The organism is Microbulbifer maximicatervae (SeqCode), from assembly GCF_052467305.1.
On sequence record NZ_CP174306.1, the window covers coordinates 529684 to 547857 of the forward strand.

At 42.6% G+C, this 18174-nt stretch carries 19 protein-coding genes; 8 read left to right on the forward strand and 11 right to left on the reverse strand.

Translation table 11 applies throughout. The features are described 5' to 3' along the window. Positions 1–283 precede the first annotated feature (283 nt). Complete coding sequence (locus tag ACJJI4_RS02330; protein WP_444926915.1) at positions 284–1051, reverse strand: helix-turn-helix transcriptional regulator; 768 nt, start codon at positions 1049–1051, stop codon at positions 284–286. Between the two features lie 59 nt (positions 1052–1110). Here ACJJI4_RS02330 and ACJJI4_RS02335 point away from each other — a divergent pair, with 59 nt between their 5' ends. The 3 genes from ACJJI4_RS02335 to ACJJI4_RS02345 all read left to right on the forward strand — a co-directional run bounded on the left by ACJJI4_RS02335 (position 1111) and on the right by ACJJI4_RS02345 (position 4808). Then, a complete protein-coding gene (locus ACJJI4_RS02335; RefSeq protein WP_444926916.1) occupies positions 1111–1506 on the forward strand; it encodes a DUF4345 family protein in 396 nt (131 codons plus the stop codon). Positions 1507–1851: 345 nt separating this feature from the next. Next, on the forward strand, positions 1852–2508 hold the full coding sequence (locus ACJJI4_RS02340) for a class I SAM-dependent methyltransferase (protein WP_444926917.1): 657 nt from the start codon (positions 1852–1854) through the stop codon (positions 2506–2508). A gap of 353 nt (positions 2509–2861) precedes the next feature. Continuing rightward, positions 2862–4808 (forward strand): aconitate hydratase, encoded by a 1947-nt coding sequence (locus ACJJI4_RS02345; protein ID WP_444926918.1) that lies wholly within the window; start codon positions 2862–2864, stop codon positions 4806–4808. Between the two features lie 55 nt (positions 4809–4863). Here the strand turns inward: ACJJI4_RS02345 and ACJJI4_RS02350 are convergent, their stop codons facing one another. The 6 genes from ACJJI4_RS02350 to ACJJI4_RS02375 all read right to left on the reverse strand — a co-directional run bounded on the left by ACJJI4_RS02350 (position 4864) and on the right by ACJJI4_RS02375 (position 9478). Then, positions 4864–5880 carry a patatin-like phospholipase family protein gene (locus ACJJI4_RS02350; protein ID WP_444926919.1) on the reverse strand — a complete coding sequence of 339 codons (1017 nt, stop codon included), beginning with the start codon at positions 5878–5880 and terminating at the stop codon, positions 4864–4866. Positions 5881–6164: 284 nt separating this feature from the next. Beyond that, positions 6165–6524: a hypothetical protein gene (locus tag ACJJI4_RS02355; protein WP_444926920.1), complete on the reverse strand. Its 360-nt coding sequence runs from the start codon at positions 6522–6524 to the stop codon at positions 6165–6167. Between the two features lie 20 nt (positions 6525–6544). Then, positions 6545–7117 (reverse strand): hypothetical protein, encoded by a 573-nt coding sequence (locus ACJJI4_RS02360; protein WP_444926921.1) that lies wholly within the window; start codon positions 7115–7117, stop codon positions 6545–6547. Positions 7118–7158: 41 nt separating this feature from the next. Continuing rightward, positions 7159–7539 carry a hypothetical protein gene (locus ACJJI4_RS02365; protein ID WP_444926922.1) on the reverse strand — a complete coding sequence of 127 codons (381 nt, stop codon included), beginning with the start codon at positions 7537–7539 and terminating at the stop codon, positions 7159–7161. A 177-nt stretch (positions 7540–7716) separates the two neighbouring features. After that, the gene (locus tag ACJJI4_RS02370) at positions 7717–8190 is read right to left on the reverse strand and encodes a LabA-like NYN domain-containing protein (RefSeq protein ID WP_444926923.1); all 474 of its coding nucleotides are present in this window, start codon (positions 8188–8190) and stop codon (positions 7717–7719) included. 343 nt (positions 8191–8533) lie between these two features. Further along, a complete protein-coding gene (locus ACJJI4_RS02375; protein ID WP_444926924.1) occupies positions 8534–9478 on the reverse strand; it encodes an alpha/beta fold hydrolase in 945 nt (314 codons plus the stop codon). A gap of 170 nt (positions 9479–9648) precedes the next feature. On the opposite strand from ACJJI4_RS02375, the gene ACJJI4_RS02380 reads away from it, so the two are divergent. Continuing rightward, on the forward strand, positions 9649–10377 hold the full coding sequence (locus ACJJI4_RS02380) for a helix-turn-helix transcriptional regulator (protein WP_413664679.1): 729 nt from the start codon (positions 9649–9651) through the stop codon (positions 10375–10377). A gap of 121 nt (positions 10378–10498) precedes the next feature. Here ACJJI4_RS02380 and csrA read toward each other — a convergent pair whose 3' ends face one another. Beyond that, positions 10499–10678: a carbon storage regulator CsrA gene (csrA, locus tag ACJJI4_RS02385; RefSeq protein WP_413664680.1), complete on the reverse strand. Its 180-nt coding sequence runs from the start codon at positions 10676–10678 to the stop codon at positions 10499–10501. A gap of 871 nt (positions 10679–11549) precedes the next feature. Here csrA and ACJJI4_RS02390 point away from each other — a divergent pair. The 4 genes from ACJJI4_RS02390 (at position 11550) to ACJJI4_RS02405 (ending at position 14191) form a co-directional block, all read left to right on the forward strand. After that, on the forward strand, positions 11550–12047 hold the full coding sequence (locus tag ACJJI4_RS02390) for an SMI1/KNR4 family protein (protein ID WP_444906157.1): 498 nt from the start codon (positions 11550–11552) through the stop codon (positions 12045–12047). Between the two features lie 432 nt (positions 12048–12479). Further along, positions 12480–12707 (forward strand): hypothetical protein, encoded by a 228-nt coding sequence (locus ACJJI4_RS02395; RefSeq protein WP_413664682.1) that lies wholly within the window; start codon positions 12480–12482, stop codon positions 12705–12707. Between the two features lie 25 nt (positions 12708–12732). Further along, positions 12733–12999: a hypothetical protein gene (locus tag ACJJI4_RS02400; RefSeq protein ID WP_444926925.1), complete on the forward strand. Its 267-nt coding sequence runs from the start codon at positions 12733–12735 to the stop codon at positions 12997–12999. A gap of 514 nt (positions 13000–13513) precedes the next feature. After that, positions 13514–14191 (forward strand): DUF7822 domain-containing protein, encoded by a 678-nt coding sequence (locus ACJJI4_RS02405; RefSeq protein ID WP_444926926.1) that lies wholly within the window; start codon positions 13514–13516, stop codon positions 14189–14191. A gap of 262 nt (positions 14192–14453) precedes the next feature. Here the strand turns inward: ACJJI4_RS02405 and ACJJI4_RS02410 are convergent, their stop codons facing one another. The 3 genes from ACJJI4_RS02410 to ACJJI4_RS02420 form a co-directional block, all read right to left on the reverse strand. Next, positions 14454–15191 (reverse strand): LytR/AlgR family response regulator transcription factor, encoded by a 738-nt coding sequence (locus ACJJI4_RS02410; RefSeq protein WP_444926927.1) that lies wholly within the window; start codon positions 15189–15191, stop codon positions 14454–14456. Next, positions 15188–15934, reverse strand: coding sequence for a sensor histidine kinase (locus tag ACJJI4_RS02415; protein ID WP_444926928.1), 747 nt, complete (start codon positions 15932–15934; stop codon positions 15188–15190). The genes ACJJI4_RS02410 and ACJJI4_RS02415 overlap by 4 nt, the downstream gene beginning before the upstream one ends. Positions 15935–16370: 436 nt before the next feature. Continuing rightward, positions 16371–17747 (reverse strand): amidohydrolase family protein, encoded by a 1377-nt coding sequence (locus tag ACJJI4_RS02420; RefSeq protein ID WP_444926929.1) that lies wholly within the window; start codon positions 17745–17747, stop codon positions 16371–16373. Positions 17748–18174: the final 427 nt, after the last annotated feature.

Here is an 18174-nt window from a genome sequence, read left to right on the forward strand (position 1 = left end):
GTCGGTTTTGTGTAACTTCTTGCCTGTTCAATAAAATTTCTGGCTGTGGATTAAATTTAGCAAGTCCAAATAGCTCTGGTCTATATGTTGCATAAATAGACTAAGCTACAACTGAAATAGTTCCAATTATTCTTGCAATCTTTGTGAGAGCCATTTTTTGATTATGTTTCTTGGTTGTTCTGCTTATCCAAGGGAGAAAAGGATAGAGGTTTAGTTGTATGTTCTGTAATTATGCTGAATACAGAAATTTCAAATAGCATTATTGTGATTAACTCCAGTTACATTAAGTTGGAGATATACCATCCCTCTTATTCTTAAATTCAGTGAGTGGAATTAACTTAAAGCTTTCACTTAAGGTCTGTATCTTTTCAATCCTGTCACAGCGAAATACCCGCATATCCTCACGGAGCTTGTCCCAGGCTAGGATGTACCATACGGGATAACTAAGAAAGAGGTAGTGGGGTTCAATAGTACGTAGCGTTTCTTTTCCGCTTTCGTCACAATAGGTGATCTTTATGCGTTGAAGCATTAAGAAAGCCTGGTGGAGCTTCTCGACAGTTTTACGCTTTGGAGTTAAGAAATTTGAGAGCACAACCTCGGAAGCCGATTTTCCGATGATGATACGTGCCTTTATACCATTCACTTTACTTTTCATGGACGGTGAAAAGGAAGCCATTACCTTGTGGCGGATGCTACTTAAGTGTGCCATAAAGAGGGGGGATTTCATCTGTTCAGCAATAGCCAAACTGATCATCAGGTCAACAGCCTCTGTATAGTTTAAGTTGACACGACCAACGCCCCAGCGCTGGTCCAAACGGATTCCACCACCGCGCCCCACGTCCGTTTCAATCGGCAAGCCTCGGCTTCTTAACACCTCTATATCTCGATTCAGCGTCCGAATGCTAACGCCCACTTCCTTGGCAATTTCACCAATCGTGATGGGTTCGTCCGACTTTAATCGGGCGGTGATAACTTCAAGTCTATCTATTCGTGAGAGGGTAGATGTTCGCATAGTTATCAAAATATGCCATATAGTGGCATATTTATCCATAACCTATGCCTCGTCCGGTGATATTGAATGATTACAAATTGATTGGAGGTTTTGGGTATATGGCGAAGGCAACTATTGGACGCTGTATTTTAGGTATCTTAGCCCTGTTTTTTATGGGGACTGGATTGGTGCTTATGATTAGTCCATCTGTCATGCTGGCCCACACATTTATCGGGCCTATTGATTCTGTGAGTGGGCTATCGAGTATTCGCTCTCTTTGGGGTGGGACAACAATCGCAATTTGGGCAATGGTTCTTCTTGGAGCGATAAGATCTAACGTGGACCATATTATGGTTGGATTTCTTGCATTGATTTTGGTTCTGGTTGGCCGATTAGTAGGCTATTTTATTGATGGATCTTATCCAGAATTTATCCCTACAGTGGTCCCAACAATTGTGGCTGCTGTCATTATGATAATTGCTTGCAAGCTCATGGCACATACTGCGGATGTTTAAATATCGTTTTAAGTACAATCTAACCAAATTAAAGATAACAAGTTCTAGTTTGCTTTATTTGCAATCTATTTTGGAAAGGGGTACTTAAAAAACAAATTTTCATATTGAAGTAATTCGCATTGCAGGAAATACTGAGATACGCAGGCAGAATATCTTAATAGGTATTCTGCCTGCACCTATTTTTTGCCTAACATAATCGATATAGATATTGGGCAATATAGTAGGTAGAATAAGTTGTATTTTACATCTGTATTGAAAACAAAACGGTTAACTAGGAAGTGATTGGTTAATTTAAAGAATAAATTATCTGGTTAGTACTTTATTTTTGGCGCTGAAGGAATAGTAATGTCAAAAGATCCAAAGCTCATTGCTGAGCAGCTTAGAAAACCATCTGGTACATTGGCTTCAGAAACCGCGCAGCAAATGAACAAAGCGAATGAAGCAACGAATCTTGCCGCTTTAACGGCTCTCAATGTGGTAGATGGTGATTCTGTTCTAGAAATTGGTCCGGGTAATGGCAAATTTGCAGTCGACGTAATTCGTAAGGGAGCTTGTGTCCGCTATACCGGCATTGATTGGTCGAGCGATATGGTTGCAACCGCAAAGGGCCTAAATTTTGAATATATAGAGTCGGGGCAAATGGACTTTTTAGTTGGTAGCTCAGAAAGCCTGCCGTTTGCCGATAGACAGTTCGATAAGGTTCTAGCCGTACACACAATATACTTTTGGGACACCCTAAAAACTCATCTTGCAGAGATCTCCAGAGTACTAGCACCTAAAGGAAAGTTATGCCTGGCTTTTGGCGATAAATCTTTTATGCAAAATCTACCGTTCACTCAATATGGATTCAGGCTGTTTGATGAAGGTGATATTTGTGCCCAATTGTCTGACACTGGATTTAAAGTTGTATCCCGCGGGAAGCATAGTGAGTATGGAGAAAGTAATACAGGTCAGCTTGTAGAGAAGAAAATTAATATAATTGTGTGTGAGCTGAATTCATAAGCAATTGCCAATCTTTAGAAATTGTGTCTTTTCCAAGAGCACTTTTAATTTTGACTGATTAAATAGAAGTTCTGGGTTGAATTAAACCCCTATCTAATAGTGATTACCCCCTATCGATCGTATGTAGCTGAATATACTCAGTTATTTGTCAGAGATTACAAAACTGCGGAAGCAAACGGTTCAAGTAGCTCTAGCGTATGTTAGAGCTACTAAGAGTCCGGGGGTATAGCCTTGGCGCTTACATAGTCCTGCAACTACAACGGTGCTTCAGCCGAGGAAGCTAGAGCTACAATGATCAAGATCTAGTTATATCAATACTAGAAAGCTCCAGCTCACTCACCGGGTATCCCTTTATGCCTATGAATCTTGCGCAGAAACTTATCCAAAGCCACCTTGTGAGTGGATCAATGGAGCCTGGCAGCCCAATAGAGATAAAGATCGATCAGACGCTAGCTCAGGATGGGACGGGAACACTTATTATGTTGGAGCTTGAGGCACTTGGTTTGTCTCAAATCAAGACTGAGCTTTCAGCACAATATGTAGACCATAACCTGTTACAGACGGATTTTAAAAACGCCGACGATCATATATTCCTGCAAAGTGCCTGTCGTAAATTTGGAATTTGGTTTTCGCGGCCCGGTAATGGTGTCAGCCATCCAGTACAGATGGCTTGCTTTGATGTGCCTGGCAAGACATTACTTGGCGCAGATAGCCATACTTGTGCAGCGGGTTCTATGGGTATGCTGGCGATTGGAGCCGGTGGCCTACAGGTAGCAATGGCCATCGCAGGCGTCCCCTTTGCACTGAAAATGCCCAAAATACTCGGTGTGAAGCTCGAAGGTGAGCTGCCGCCATGGATTAGCGCTAAGAACATCATTCTGGAAATGTTGCGTCGGCAGTCTGTTAAGGGCTGTGTTAACAAGATTGTTGAGTATTACGGTCCCGGCCTGGCTAAATTGACAGCGATGGATCGCCATGTGATCGCCAATATGGGGCAGGAAATGGGCGCTACCACCAGCGTCTTTCCTGCCGATGAAGCAGTTAGGGCTTTCCTAAAGCAGCAGCATCGTGAAAACGACTTTGTTGAAATGAAGGCCGATGAAGGCGCTGGTTATGACGAAGAAGATACTATCGATTTATCACATCTCGAGCCGCTGATTGCTTGCCCATCAAGCCCAGACAAAGTTGTGACGGTCCGTGAAGTGGAGGGCCGTCCTATCTATCAGAGCTATATTGGCTCTTCTGCCAACCCAGGGTTGAGAGACTTTGCGATACCTGCACGCATGGTCTCAGGTCGCCGAATAGCTGATGACGTTTCCTTTGACATCAATCCAACCTCACGTCAGTTACTCGAAGAGCTCAGTCGGAGTGGAGATCTGACAAAATTGCTACAAGCGGGAGCTCGCTTGCATCAAACCGGGTGTGGTGGTTGTATCGGCATGGGGCAGGCCCCTGCCAGTGGTGGTATAAGCTTGCGCACGGTCCCACGTAACTTCCGAGGCCGCTCAGGCACCGCAGACGATCAAGTCTATTTATGCAGCCCCGAAGTGGCCACTGCCAGTGCGTTAAGAGGAGTGATCACTGACCCTCGTGACCTGGATATGGACTACCCCAGCTTCCGTGAGCCGGAATATCTACCTGATATACGTCCGTTACTGCAGCCGCCTCAAGAAATCCCAGTAGCAGTTGAGTTGATCAAAGGGCCAAATATCAAGCCCCTCCCTGATTTCGAAAAGCTACCGAAAGTTTTAACTGGCCCATTATTGCTGAAAGCAGGGGACAATGTATCCACTGATGAAATATTACCTGCTGGAGCAGAAATCTTACCGCTGCGCTCAAATATCCCCGCCATCAGCCGCTATACATTCTCACGAATCGATGAATCGTTCTATGATCGGGCAGTGAAGCTCAATGGAGACTGTTTTGTTGTCGGTGGTGAGAATTATGGACAAGGCTCCAGCCGTGAGCATGCGGCGGTATCTTCACGCTTTCTTGGGGTGAGGTGCATAATTGCAAAAAGTATGGCCCGTATACACAGGCGTAATCTTATTAACTTTGGTGTACTGCCATTGCTATTTGAAGAATTTGATGATTACGATCGGCTTGAGCAGGGTGTAGCTCTTGAAATTGACAATCCAATTGCACAGATAAAGTCAAGCAGTTCAATTAAATTACTAATAAAATCATCTGGAGAGTGTATTAACTTACGGAGCGATTTGGCTAAGGACGAAATTGAAGTACTTGAAGCCGGAGGTATGATTAATCAGGTAAGAGAAAAATATCTCAGCTCTGATAAGTAGTAAGGCTTTCTATAACTGTAATCCAATAAGGCTGATGATGGTCCTAATCGTAGTATTACTGATATCTATGGTTTCCTTGGGTGTTGACTAATATAGTAGCTAACTCTTCCAGTTCATTATCAAAACACTCCGCATTCCTTTCTCCCGACTTTTTAAGCTTCTTTAGATTTTCTGGTGATGCATTGTCCATAGCTGAGTCAGCAGTATAGAGTTTTGGCTGTATGCGGTAGTAATTTGAGTTCTCTACGGTAGAAGAGATTTGCTTTAGGTAATAATGAACCATTTGTGCGTTTCCATTTACAGCGATATCAATGGCGGGCCTTGCCCAGTTAAACATCCCCCAATCTTTGACCTCTTTGTATTTGTACCCTGAAAGTTCTGTGCCAGTGCCTAGTGACAAAATAATCATATCCTTAATCCCGGAGACCTCACTGAATTTGATAGCTTCGGAATAGGCACATAAAGCTGGATCACTGGCTACCATGCCACCGTCTACGAGGACATACTTATTGTTGGATGGAGGAAGTGAAAAAATGCGTGCAGGCTCAAAGTAGGTTGGTACTGCTGTACTACCTAAGAGAAGATCTTTAACCAGAAAATCTTCATTCTTTACTATGGCGCGGTGTTGCTTAAAAATGATTGGTTTCCGTCTTTTGATATCATAAGAAATAAAGCAGCAGGGCTTTAATAGATTACTAAGTTTTGTTTTCTTGAAGAATGGTGTAATAGCTTTATCCAGTTCCTTGGAGTAGTACTTCTCCTGCTTCAATAGCTTTAACTTTTCTAGAAAAGGCCATGATCCGGAGCCAAATACCTTCTCACCGCTCTCTAGGTAGAGGTTGACAGCATCTTGAGCAGAAAACTTGGGTTTTCCTTGCTTGTTAGGGCATATATAGGCGGCACCCAATACAGCACCGGTACTTGTTCCGGCCACCAGGTCGAAGTACTCGCCTATCCTGGCGTCAGGATTGCCTGATTTCACCTTTAGCTTGTGTTCAAGGGACACCAGTATCTGGCCAGGTAAGATTCCCCGGATTCCTCCACCATCGATAGAAAGGATTCTGATAGCCATTGCCTTCTGGTTCCGTAGATTGTACGCGACTCTAGAAACATAGCATTTGGTAACAGGGGTAATACTTCATATACCCTGGATACCATCAAAAAAACTCGTAATATCAATAAGTTAGGCGCATCTATCACCATGCTGAGTTTGTTAATGTGGTTAAGGTAAAGAAACTAATATAAGGATTGATAGATATGGGGATTAGTAGGCCTCTGAGCTGAAACCTAAAGTTCAAGGGCTAGAGTGTCGTGGAGTTAGTCGGAACACAAAAGTAGATTCTTGCGCAACGCCGATTACTGTGCACCGGTGCAGCCGTTTGAAGTCTCTATGGTATATTGGGCGACTCTCAAGATATTTTTATAAGTGATGCTTGCAATACAGACCGTATCACCTGGGTGTAGGTTCATATCGCTGCCCACATCAATCACCTTGCGATTCTTTAGCTCTACTCGATATTGATATTTTGGTATGTGAGCGGCACTGGAGCCACCAATATAAAATTTTGATTTGATTGTACCATTTTGCTTTACAACCTTCTCGGTGTTACTGGCAAGGTTAATAACATGAAGTAACACCAGTAATAGAAGGAGAACTATTAGGCTAAATCCTTTCCACTCCCTAAAGTAAAATAATAGAATCTTGAGTGTTCTCATTGAGTATATATAAAAATAAATTAGTCCTTAATTTCAGAGTCAAGTATATTTAGGAGAAAATTTGCAGTTCTACTAAAGTCCCTTTCCACATAGGGAGCAACACTTAGTCCATTCCAGCGCTGAACGGTCCTTTTTTGGCCTCCATAGGCAGCCTCAATATAAACGGTCTCCCCATCGAGCCCCAAAGGGCATTTATTAGGTTCGGAGGAATCTATTTTCGTTGATAATTTTGGAGGCTTGGCACAGTACAAATCAATTAATCTATCATAACTTTCTAATTTAAAGAGGTTGAGATCCTTAAATTGGGAAACCATGTCCTTGTACTGGGATAACGATAGAGGATATTTACCATTTACATCTAGTGTCCCGTCATGGCGTTGGTAAACCGTTGTTATCTTGGCTTGTCCGAATGATGGAGCAAAAACAATACGAAATCCTGCAACATACTCAGGACTTAGGCCGCATAGTAGCTGAGCATTGAATTTTTTGAGCTGATTTTTATAGCGATCTGAGTCTCCGTCGCTAGTACAATTTATACCTCCTGCAAAAACTGCTGCGGGGATAAGTGTAATCAAGAGTACCAATATGCGCATAAAATCTCTAAACGGTACCATTTAGCTTTTCTAGTTTTTGACTATGGGGATTGTGAGGGAATCTTATAGATCACATACTGACGCCCACGATAGTCGATACCTTCTGAAAGGTAAAGCCATCTTGATACGGCGACTTTAACGGGGGTATCCCATGCTTTATCAGATGAACCTTCGATCTTTATTTCCCCAGGAACAAGACCTCCTCCTTCAGACGTCGTTTTCTCCACCAGTCTAAAGGACACGACTACGCATACGGGTAAGTTCCTGTTAGTGCCTAGTGGACGCAGTGGTGCGACCTTTATTACTGGGTTGGCTTTAGATTCAGGAATGTTGAGATTTAATTTAGGGCAATTATTTACATCCCCTCTTGCTTTAGAAGCCATAGAGAATAGGGTCAAAATTATAACTAACGAGTTCTTCATTTGTTGACGCCTTGAGCCTTACTAAGGTGTTATTAGATAGTATAAAAGCCAATAATAGACTTGTCTGTTGACTAATAGCATAGGTATTTGTTCTAAAATCACATAAGTGACTAGATGGTTATTTTGAGCGAAATTTCTTTAAGGCCACTGAACACCAGTTAGTAGCCTTGGTAGTTATTACAGCAATAACCTATCTTCAATTGGAGTGAATTTGCTCGCCGCATTAATTAATGCTCCAGCTGTCAATTCCGGAACACCATATACTTCAACTTTCTTACCTCTATCTAATCTGAGCTTTTGGGCAAGAATGTCAAAGTCGCCATCTCCTGACACTAAAATCACTGTATCTACCGAGCTTGAATATTCCATAGCATCAATAGTTATGCCCACATCCCAGTCGCCCTTGGCTGAGCCATCGGATCTTTGGGTGAAGGGCTTTAATTTCACTTCGAAACCAATCGACCTTAAGATGTTTTGAAATTCATACTGTTTTCTATCACCACGGTCGATGGCGTAAGCTATGGCTTTAACAACTTTTTTACCCCCTGTCACCTCCCGCCAAAACTTGTTGTAATCAAAGTTTCGTTTATAGATTTGTCGACATGTGTAATAAACATTTTGTACATCAACAAATATGGCAACCTTTTCCATTTGGGAATCCAGCTATTATAAAATTCTGAAATTGACAGTGAAGTTATGATCTGCCTGCACCAGGGTGGATGCATTAAGCCACTAGTTTTACATACTTAAGCGATGATTGTCAGCCAAATTTAGAGGTGAGGAACATCTCGGCAGCAAAGCCAATTTATCAGTAGCTGATGAGTTGTATCGAGACATATTATGTTGAGCAGTGGCCTTATGAAGTAGCATGTCTCGCTTATATGCACATGCTATCCTCAGACGGCCACTTTAAAATGAGTATCCTACCGTGAACGCCTTCTTTGCGGGATTCTGTGTGGATAATCGGAAAGGGAATTTTCTAGAGAAATGGATACTAAGTAGCGGATTGTTGTTCCAGCCAGTTTAAAATCACCTGATTGGTTTCTTCCGGTCTTTCCTGTTGAATCCAATGGCCGCAATTAAGGTTCACCTCATCTACATTGGGAACAAAATCTTTGATATATGGAGACCTAGGTATCAAATCATAATCGCCGTAAATCATAAGGGTCGGCTTTTGGATAACTGGGTCTACATCTGCCAAGATATGCCAATTGCGATCCATGTTTCTATACCAGTTTATGCTACTTGTAAAACCCGTTTTTTCAAATGCGGAAACGAATACAGCCAGTTCATTATCATTCAGCAAGGGGGCACCAAGCGGTGATACTGCTCTTGCGAGATTGATCATTACCATACCAGGTTCCGGCGGTGTAGAAGGTACGTCTTTGCGGAGCAAATTGCGAAGGAACTGGGAAGCGTTCTTGTTTAACACTGCGTCCGCAACACCTGGCTGCCTATTGAAGTGGACAAAATAATAATCGCTCCCAAGGAATTCCTCCATAAACTCGATCCAAGGTTTCTCTGTTCGGGCTTGATAGGGCAGTGCGAGGTTTATAATTTTATTTACGCGGTTTGGGTGTAATAGCGCTATTCCCCAAACGACCATTGCACCCCAATCATGACCGATAAAGGTGGCATCTTGGTATCCGTAGTGATCCAGAAGTGCAGCTAGATCGCCGGTTAATTGTTCGATGTCATAGCTGGTTACTTCCGTTGGGCAGGATGAGTTGCCATAGCCTCGCTGATTGGGAACGATAACGTGGTAGCCCGCTGCGGCGAGAGCGGGTATTTGGTGGCGCCAGGAAAAGGCATGTTCCGGCCATCCGTGACAAAGCACAACGGGGTTTCCTGTGTTCTGCTGGCCCGCTTCAAAGACCTCCAGCTCTATGCCATTCACTGAGATAAGAGTAGGTGTGGGGAAATCGGGTATTCTAGACAATTTACTTCCTCTTTTTTGGGGAGGCCTTGAGAGCTGCTGTTTACCAGCAGGCTCCGCTTTCTATCCTTAAGGGTTGTTCCAACTTCAACATCCCTTTGCTGGATTGTGAGTGCATAGGCTAGAATCTAATAGTGCCAAAAACTGTCACCATTTATTAATATCTGTGTAAAATGAATGTACGTCTCCGACAAGACGCCATAGTGCGAAGCCTTCGCCGAAAGGGCACTTTGACGATTGCCGATTTAGCCGCTGAAGTTGGCGCATCCAGGCGCACAGTGCTGCGTGATATCAGCTCGTTGCGGGATGAGGGCTTTGTTATCCGTTCTGAACCTGGCCCTGGGGGCGGCCTGCAACTTGATCCGCAATCGGTTCAAACTACAGCTCGGCTCTCGGTCGCTGAGATTTTTGCGCTGCTTATTAGCGTTGCATCCGTGCGTGCAGCAGGGAGTTTGCCCTTTTCGGATCTTGCGGATGCCGGGCTGGCAAAAATAGAGAAGGCTTTACCCGTTGATAAGGTGCGTGATTTACGCAGGTTTATGGATTGCCTGTACATCGGCAAGCTTTCACCGGAGGTAGACGTATCTAATGTCGGAGAGATGTCGCCCTTACTACTGCCTACATTTGAAACGGCTTTTCTTCAGCGACTATACCTGAGCTTCCAATATCGTGATGCGAAAGGGGCAGTAACTAGCCGGGTTGTTGAACCGCAAGCTATGTTGATCTTACCACCCGTATGGTATCTGGTAGCTTGGGACCCTGCTCGCAATGACTTTCGTCATTTTCGAATGGATCGGATTAGCCAACCTGAATACCTTTTGGATAAGAAATTTCGAAGACGACATATAGTCTTCGAAGATGGCGTATCTCCTATTCGTGATAATCCCAAAGTTTCAAGATGATTGGGTTCTTGACGGTAAGTATGATCGCTCTCGCGAAAGGCCAATAATTGGTGGCAGTGTAACCCCTTAGCTTACTCGACTCTGCCCCCAATAATTGGTCCAGGTTTTCCACTCACAGGTTTTACTTGTCTATCTTCTGCTCCCTCTGGATACGGTTATAAATTTCTTCACGATGAACTGCCAAAGATTTGGGGGCCTTTATTCCTACTTGTACTTGATTGCCTTTAACGTTCAATACAGTGATTGAGACATTAGCCCCAATTCTGAGGTTTTGGCCGATTCGGCGAGTCAAAATCAACATATGTTATTCCCTAATGATACTCAAACCATGGGTAGCCTTTCCGCAATGGGAAAGCTGTGAAAGAAAGTTGAAGAATGAATGCGGGGTGGGGCACGGGAACGGTAGGCATAAAAGTAGAAAAGACGGACACAACGCTGCCAGAACCTGAGTGATTGCCTCAAGTTACTGAATGTGCTCCACTTTATTGAAGACGAGCGGGTTTCTAGCGTATCATCCATACAGCCATCTTGATAGTGAGTGTATCAATTTGGTTAGCTGGCCCCTGGTGTTGGTAGCACCTTGGGTCAGCGACTTTAACTTACTTTTATGTCACGCTACCGTTCTCCTTTGAGGGAATAGGCTATTTATAAATCTCTTCAATATTTTGCATTCGATTTGCTTACAAATAACGCTGCTCAGCAGCGATCAAAATATCGAGAAATATTCAGTTACCTTACGCAGTTTTGTTACTGAAAACAATCTGAATAAATTCCAATAAGATCATTTCTGCGCCTATCTTTTTAGCTGTATTTGAGGTTTTAAAAATATGCTATCTGCTGTTGTAGTTTGATACTGTTGGGCCCATAGTTTATCTAGATGAAATTGGCTAAATTAAATCACTGGTATACATCGCAAATATCTCTTTTAATTTTTGTAAGTAAGTAGGTATCTTAGTTCAAGGGTGGTTTGTATTTTTCTATTTTATTTTTGGGGCTCTTATCGCAGCAATTATGGTCGCGAATTGAGATTTACGAAATGGCACTAATTGAAGTAATCTCACTCTTCGTTAGGTTTCGGTGAGGCAGGATGTGGAGGAGGCAGTTTAGTCGTTGCGTTAAAAGTTGTAATCTAGGCAATGCAGAAACTTATAAATATTTAAAATATAGACGGTATGAGTACGCAAGATATAGAAAGCCGACTTCTGGGCATCAAACAACAACTTAAACGGCTGAGTGGTTTGGATAAGGATTGTTCTCTCTTTGGTGCAGAGCGCTGGAACTATAACTTCCGTCGGTTTTCGGAGGAAGAAGTTAACGGTATCGAGAAGAAATACAACATTTCTTTACCGCAGGAGTTTCGGGCCTTTCTTCTTGAGATTGGTTTTGGGGCTGGGCATTCTTATGGTGCTAACGTAGAAGGTCTTCCGCACTACTACCAGGATGACGAAGATGAATATCCGATGTCAGCAGGCACCATTGATATTGCAGAAATAGGCTGTGGTATTGAATTTATGTTAGTTATTAACGGTGCTCATAGGGGAGAAGTATGGGTTACTCAGAGTTACCGTGAGCCACAGCCTTGGTCTAGTAGCTATCTTAACTGGTATGAAGACTGGCTGGCTAAAAGCCTTGAGAGCTTAGAGGTACCGCAAAACCCTCCTAAAGGCTGACTACCCAAGCATTCCCCAAATACTCCTGGTAGCTAGCAGGATACACATTGTTCTACGACAACCCCTCTGCTTCTCCCTTGCATTGAGTTGAGCGGTGTAGCCTATGTACTACTCACCGGTGTTCCCTCACCTTAAGCCTTGTTAATCATTTTTTAATCAAAAAATAGATCGCTGATCGTTTCTTATACAGTCTATGGCTTGTCCCAGCACTTATACGACTGGGTTGCCAATACACAGGAAGTGTATATCTGCGGCTATGGCGTAAACGGTGATTACCCTCGTACCAAACTCCTTGATAACACTGGTAATTTCGCGTGCAGAAGGGCGATATGGGCGGAGTGGGCTCTGGACTGGCGGCAATAGTGACTTGACAGTTCCTGAACCTCTTACCGTATACTGTATGCATGTACAGTATCTTGAGTGGAGGTAGCAATGGGAGCCAGAAGTATCACTATTGACGGGGAGCCGATCCGGATCTGCCGTTACCGATCGGGTTATAACAACCGGCCAATGTACGCTATCTGTATCCTTAACTATACAAAATACGTACGCAGCTTTTCGGTATCAGTAGAGATGAATCTACGCGAGGAGTTAGAGCTGACCCTGGCGCAAATGCGAGGAGTTGAGCGAAGTATAAATTGGATGGAAGTATCAGCTTAGGAATGTAAGGACTTAAGCTGTTTTTATGGATAAGGAGCAAATTATGGGAAGAAAAATCAATCGGTTCGCAATTTTTGCAGAGCGGGTTAATTTAATGAATGGTGGTGCAAAAAGCTTTAGGGATTCTGCACCCACAGAGGAAGCCGCAAAGGAACTGGCAGAAGAAATTGCTAAATCTGAAAAAGCGCTGTTTTATTCCTGGCTACAAATTCTCGATATAATGACTGGGAGTTATACAGAATACTCAATCAAGAGGGGTGGGGTATTGGAAGAAAGGGAGTGCCCAGAATAATAGGAGCCTGGTAACTAAGATAGACTTAATGAACGAAGACAGAGGGTAGGAAAAGTAAGTAACAGTTACATGTATAGTGTGAGTAATTTAAAGTTCAGGTTAAGGCAGGTTGTGGTTTGATAATCTCCCGAGTGACCAGAGCTATTTGCAGGGGTAAAGTTGAATGGCTCTGGCTACAGCACCGTTAGAAAAACTCCAAGCTGAAATTGATTAAAATCAATTTCCTGAAAAATATCATTAAAATAAAGCCCCTTGTACATAATCAGGCTCAGTAGTGGTAGAGTCTAGTTCTAACAGAAATAGAACGCTGGCGGTGAGTACCTAACTTATCCATCTACTCAATTTACGAATGAACCGATGGTTATTAACAACTAACTGGATGGTAAGCACACAGAGTTAACTTCACTCTCAACTTTCTTAGCCCATAAAGTTTCCATCTAATATTTTTCTTAAGCAAAAAAGGCATGACAACGATAAGGTCGTGCCGTTGGCAGTATTTATAAGGGGTCTTAAAATGGCAAATCGTTCTTATCTTTATAGCCTTAGTAATCAACCTAAATCCTATTCAGACCGCCCCGAGACTATCTCCGGCTTGTCTGAATGGCCATATAGTATTCCCTTCACTTATCGTGTGCTAATGTCCGGGAATCCCAATCTGTGCGCGTCATTGGTCTCGGATGGCTTTGAGGACGATTCACCTGATGATAAAACTCAACTTTATGCTATTAGTAGTGACTTTGAGGCAGGATTTGAGCGGTTAAAGAAATTTGTTGAAGTTCTGCGAGTTATTAGCAAAGACATTACGGATCTGCCGGATTCAATGCTAAATGAAACGTTAGAATTCCTTCAAGAGCATAAGGATAGGCATCTACTGCTTGAGACTATCGAGCTGGACTGTATGGATGACTCTGAAGAGTCAGTTCTGCGTGGCTACGTTGAATCCGAAATTATCGCTTGCCGTGAAGCTGGAGCAGCTATTGATGCACTTCCTGAAGACCCAGAGGTATCGGCTGATATTGTAAAGAGTGCAGCAGAAAACAATTCAGAATCTGTTTTAAGTCCATTTTATGGGCTCCAGTTCAATGATAAATTTGACAACGTTGAGAGTGAGCCTCCGGTGGGTTTGTATTGGAGTGATATTCTTTATTACGATTTAGAGAGCAAAAAGGAATTTGAAGAGTCTCTTGAATAATTGAATGTCGAAACTCTTATTTCCACTTAAAGAAATGCTGGGCTAGTTTTAGAGGCTTCTGTGTCTTTCCCAATGTATTGAATTGGTTCAGCACTTTATTTTTGTCGATATGATTTATGATGTTGGGATGATTACTTGATAGTGCTTATGAGGTGGTATCAAGAACGTACTTGCCAGTATTCCATATTAAACTCAGCCCGATTTTCATTTATGGTGTAAGTACGGTCTAATCGTGTAAGAATAAAGAAACAAATAGCGATTTCTAGCTTCCCTGCTCGAATATCATTTTCAATCTATCGGCTCCGGATCGGCTAGATATTAAAGTGGTTTTCTGTTCATCATCAATAATCACTGCCAATTTTCCGTTTAGGTAACGCTGAATTTCCGAGACTCTGTCCAGGTTAATCAGGTAGCTGCGGTGTAGGCGTAGAAATTGATCTGGGTTAAGCTTTTGCTCCAGTTGATCTAGGCCCATTTGTAAGGGTTTGATGCCTTTCACTGTATGAGCAATAATTGAACCTTTCTCAGACTTAATATAAGAAATATCGTTCAGATCAATAAAGGTCATGCGATCATCGCACCTACTTACGAGGCGCTTTAGTGCTATCGAATCACCCCCTACCCGAGTACTGTTATGAATAAGTTTGATTCGCTTCTCCGCTTTTTCGATGGCAGCTTTTAAGCGTTGCAATGGGTAGGGTTTAAGCAAGTAATCGATTGTATCGTGGTTAAAAGCATCAATAGCAAACTTAGAATACGCTGTTGTGAAAATAATATAGGGTTGGTAAGTTAGGGCATCTAGTACATCCAATCCACTAAGATGAGGCATTTCAATGTCCATCAGTAGTAGTTGTGGTTGATGCTCCTCAATCAATGTTAATGCTTCCAGTCCAGATTTTGCTTCTGCAACCAATTCAATAGAGTTAATAGTCGCCAGCTGAGCTTTTAATTTATTCCTTGCCGGTGCTTCATCTTCGGCAATAATGACCCTTAAATTCATACAGACATCTCAACTTTAACGTGGGCACCGCTTTGATTGCTTAGAGTAAGTTTTCCATTTGGCCGTAGCTCAACGCGCTGGCGCAAATTATGAATTCCAGTTCCCTGTGAGTGGATAAAACTAAGAACGCTTTCCTGAAATCCATATCCGTTATCTGCGACTTCAATAATTACCTTGTCATTCTTTAAGTAGATACGACATTGAATATGTAAGTTTTCTATTGTACGGCAATGTTTGAAGCAATTCTCAAAAATTGGCTGTAATAATAGGGGCGGGATAGAGATATCACTGGCTCTTGGGTCTACTGTAATCTCTACTTTCAAATTATCACCAAAACGTACTTTTTCTATTTCTAAATACTTATTAATCAGTTCAATTTCTTCTTTGATTGTAGTTTCTTCTAGCTCGCCAGTGTCGAGGGAATGTCTCAAAATATCTGCCAGTTTATGTAAAACTTCATCAGCAAGGTTTGGATCGCTATGAATATAGGAGGAGATAGTATTAAGACTGTTAAACATAAAGTGTGGATTTAGCTGATAACGTAATGTTTGTAATTTTGCTTTCTGCATGGCGAGCTTTTGCTCAGAGGCTTTATGACGGTATTCCAGCATGGCGTAAGAGCAGTATAAACAGGTAGCCCACATTAGCCCATTAAAGATAATGCCCAGTCCCATATTCAAACCGCCTTCGACATTAAAGGCGTACTCTATAAACCAGCTAACGCACTGATTGCCAATAGTCATATGGACTACCAGGATCATCCACTCGATTAACAATGAATGATACCCTCTGCGTCTAAGGCGCAATACAATGAGAGCTGTGGACCAGGTGGGTAGCCAATAAAAGAAAACAAACCATATCGGAGCACCAGTGAGAGCACTGCTAACTGAGCTTATATCTCCTGATTCAAAAAAAACAAATACGCAAGCTATATCTAGTAATAGAACGACGACAAATGATTTCGCAAAGAAAGGATGCTTAAGATCTTTTAGTATTGACATAAAATATTGATGAGCACTAGCTATCATAGCTTATTCAGGATTGGCCAATTATATTGGGATTAAATAAGATAAGATAGTTTTAATTCAAGCCCGCTTGATATGTTTTCTTATTATCTAAAGGTGAGTATCAGCACCCATAAATTACAATTTAAATGAGTGCTGACACTGTGAGGTCTTTTTATATTCTATGGTCTTTCTTCTCCGAAGAAGATTCACAACTGGAACCGATAGGGGGAGTGGCGTAGCTCTTCTCGATAAGCTGTTTTCTCTCTACCGGCACACCTGCAAGATAGATTTTTTCTGGGTTTGTAATTGCTTGTATGTTCTCAATAGGATTTTTATTTAGCAGAATAAAGTCAGCACGTTTTCCCTGGGATATTGACCCTATATTCTCACTTGCATTCAAAGTTTTTGCTGCAACCTGTGTCGTGGCCAGTATAATTTGCTGGTTGGATAGACCCGCCTTGTGCAAGGCTAATATCTCGCTTATTAAGCCCAGTCCGTGTGGCGAGTAGGGGTTGCCGGAGTCAGAGCCAGCGCCAATTTTAATACCGGCTTTAGCTAGCTTGATCACGTTATTATATGCGATGGATTTTTTCTTCCAGGCTAGTTTTCTACTGGCGGTTGGTGCCTGGACTTCATTAAACAGGCAGTCCTTCATTTTTGGGTGTATAGGTGCCAAGTCTAATTGAGTGATAGATTGATTTTCATGTTCATCAGCCTGATTATGAAGCACTGATAGAGTGGGTATATAGGTAACCTCGTTTTGTAGCATGAGCTTTATAAATTCATTGTCCACTGGTTCAAAATTGATACCGTGGGCTAAAGCAGTAGCCCCAGCTTTGATTGCTCGTTTCCCATCTTCCAGGGTGGAGACATGAACAAAAAACGGTAAGTCGGCGCTTTGGGAGCGTTTTCCAATCTCTTTGAGTACATCATCTGAGAGCGGGACGACAGTACCATCAAAAGTTTCTATGATGGCTTTGGTCAACTTTGGCTGGTAACTTAAATGTGCATCCCAGCTCGCACTGATTTGCTCGATACTGTCAATCTCATGAACTTTCACTCCGAATTGGGTACCGTGACCTCTAGGGTTGGTGAAGGCGGGTCCGGAGGCAAATACTAGTGGAGCCAAATCGTTCAACTGGGATATAGATTGCATCATCTCGCTCGACATCAGAAGGTCAGTGACAGCGGTAACGCCATAATAGAGTTGATTGTTTAAGTTGGTTTCTAACGGCAGGTGCTGATAATTCTTATACGTTGACCCAGATGCACTCAAGTGCACATGTAAATCGATTAAGCCCGGTATTGCATATTTACCCTGTGCGTCGTGGGTATTCTCGGCAGGTAGGGCTGTCCTGGTCATTGGAGTGATTCTGGCTATGCGGTCATCTTGAATGTAAATACGGCTTTTCTCGCTAAAGCCTTCCGCATCGCTGGTTAATATTTGTACATTGTCGATTCTCAAATCGTAGTCATTCTTTTTGGTTTCGAGGGCGAAGCTATTACTTGAGGCTAATAGTAAACAGGAGGCAATGGCTGTAACTTTCATAAGAGTTTCTTTTCCTATTGAGTTTTGACCTAGCTTATAGCGACAGTAATCTCGGTGTTTAAAAAAGTGACGAATCGACATATTCGTAGACGAACGAACAGTTTAAGCCTGTGAGTGGTGTGGCATTGAAGTGAGTTGTGGTGTCTGCTCCTGGCTTGTCAAGGCTAGCCTTGACTATGGAGGACAGTTCAAAGCGGTCTTTTTATTGATATAAAGGACGGCAGGCTTGTAATTGCTTGTTGTGGTATAAGTTGCCGCATCTTGGGAAATCTGCCAGCTGGCTTTTGCCGTCCCAATTGAGACGATGTCCATATCTTTTGCCCGGCCCCATATCTTTACCATCTTTATGTACACAAGCAAGTGCAGTGGCCACTCATGGGATTTACGCGCTGCGTGGTATAGGTATTGGTTGCCCCCTATTTGGCTG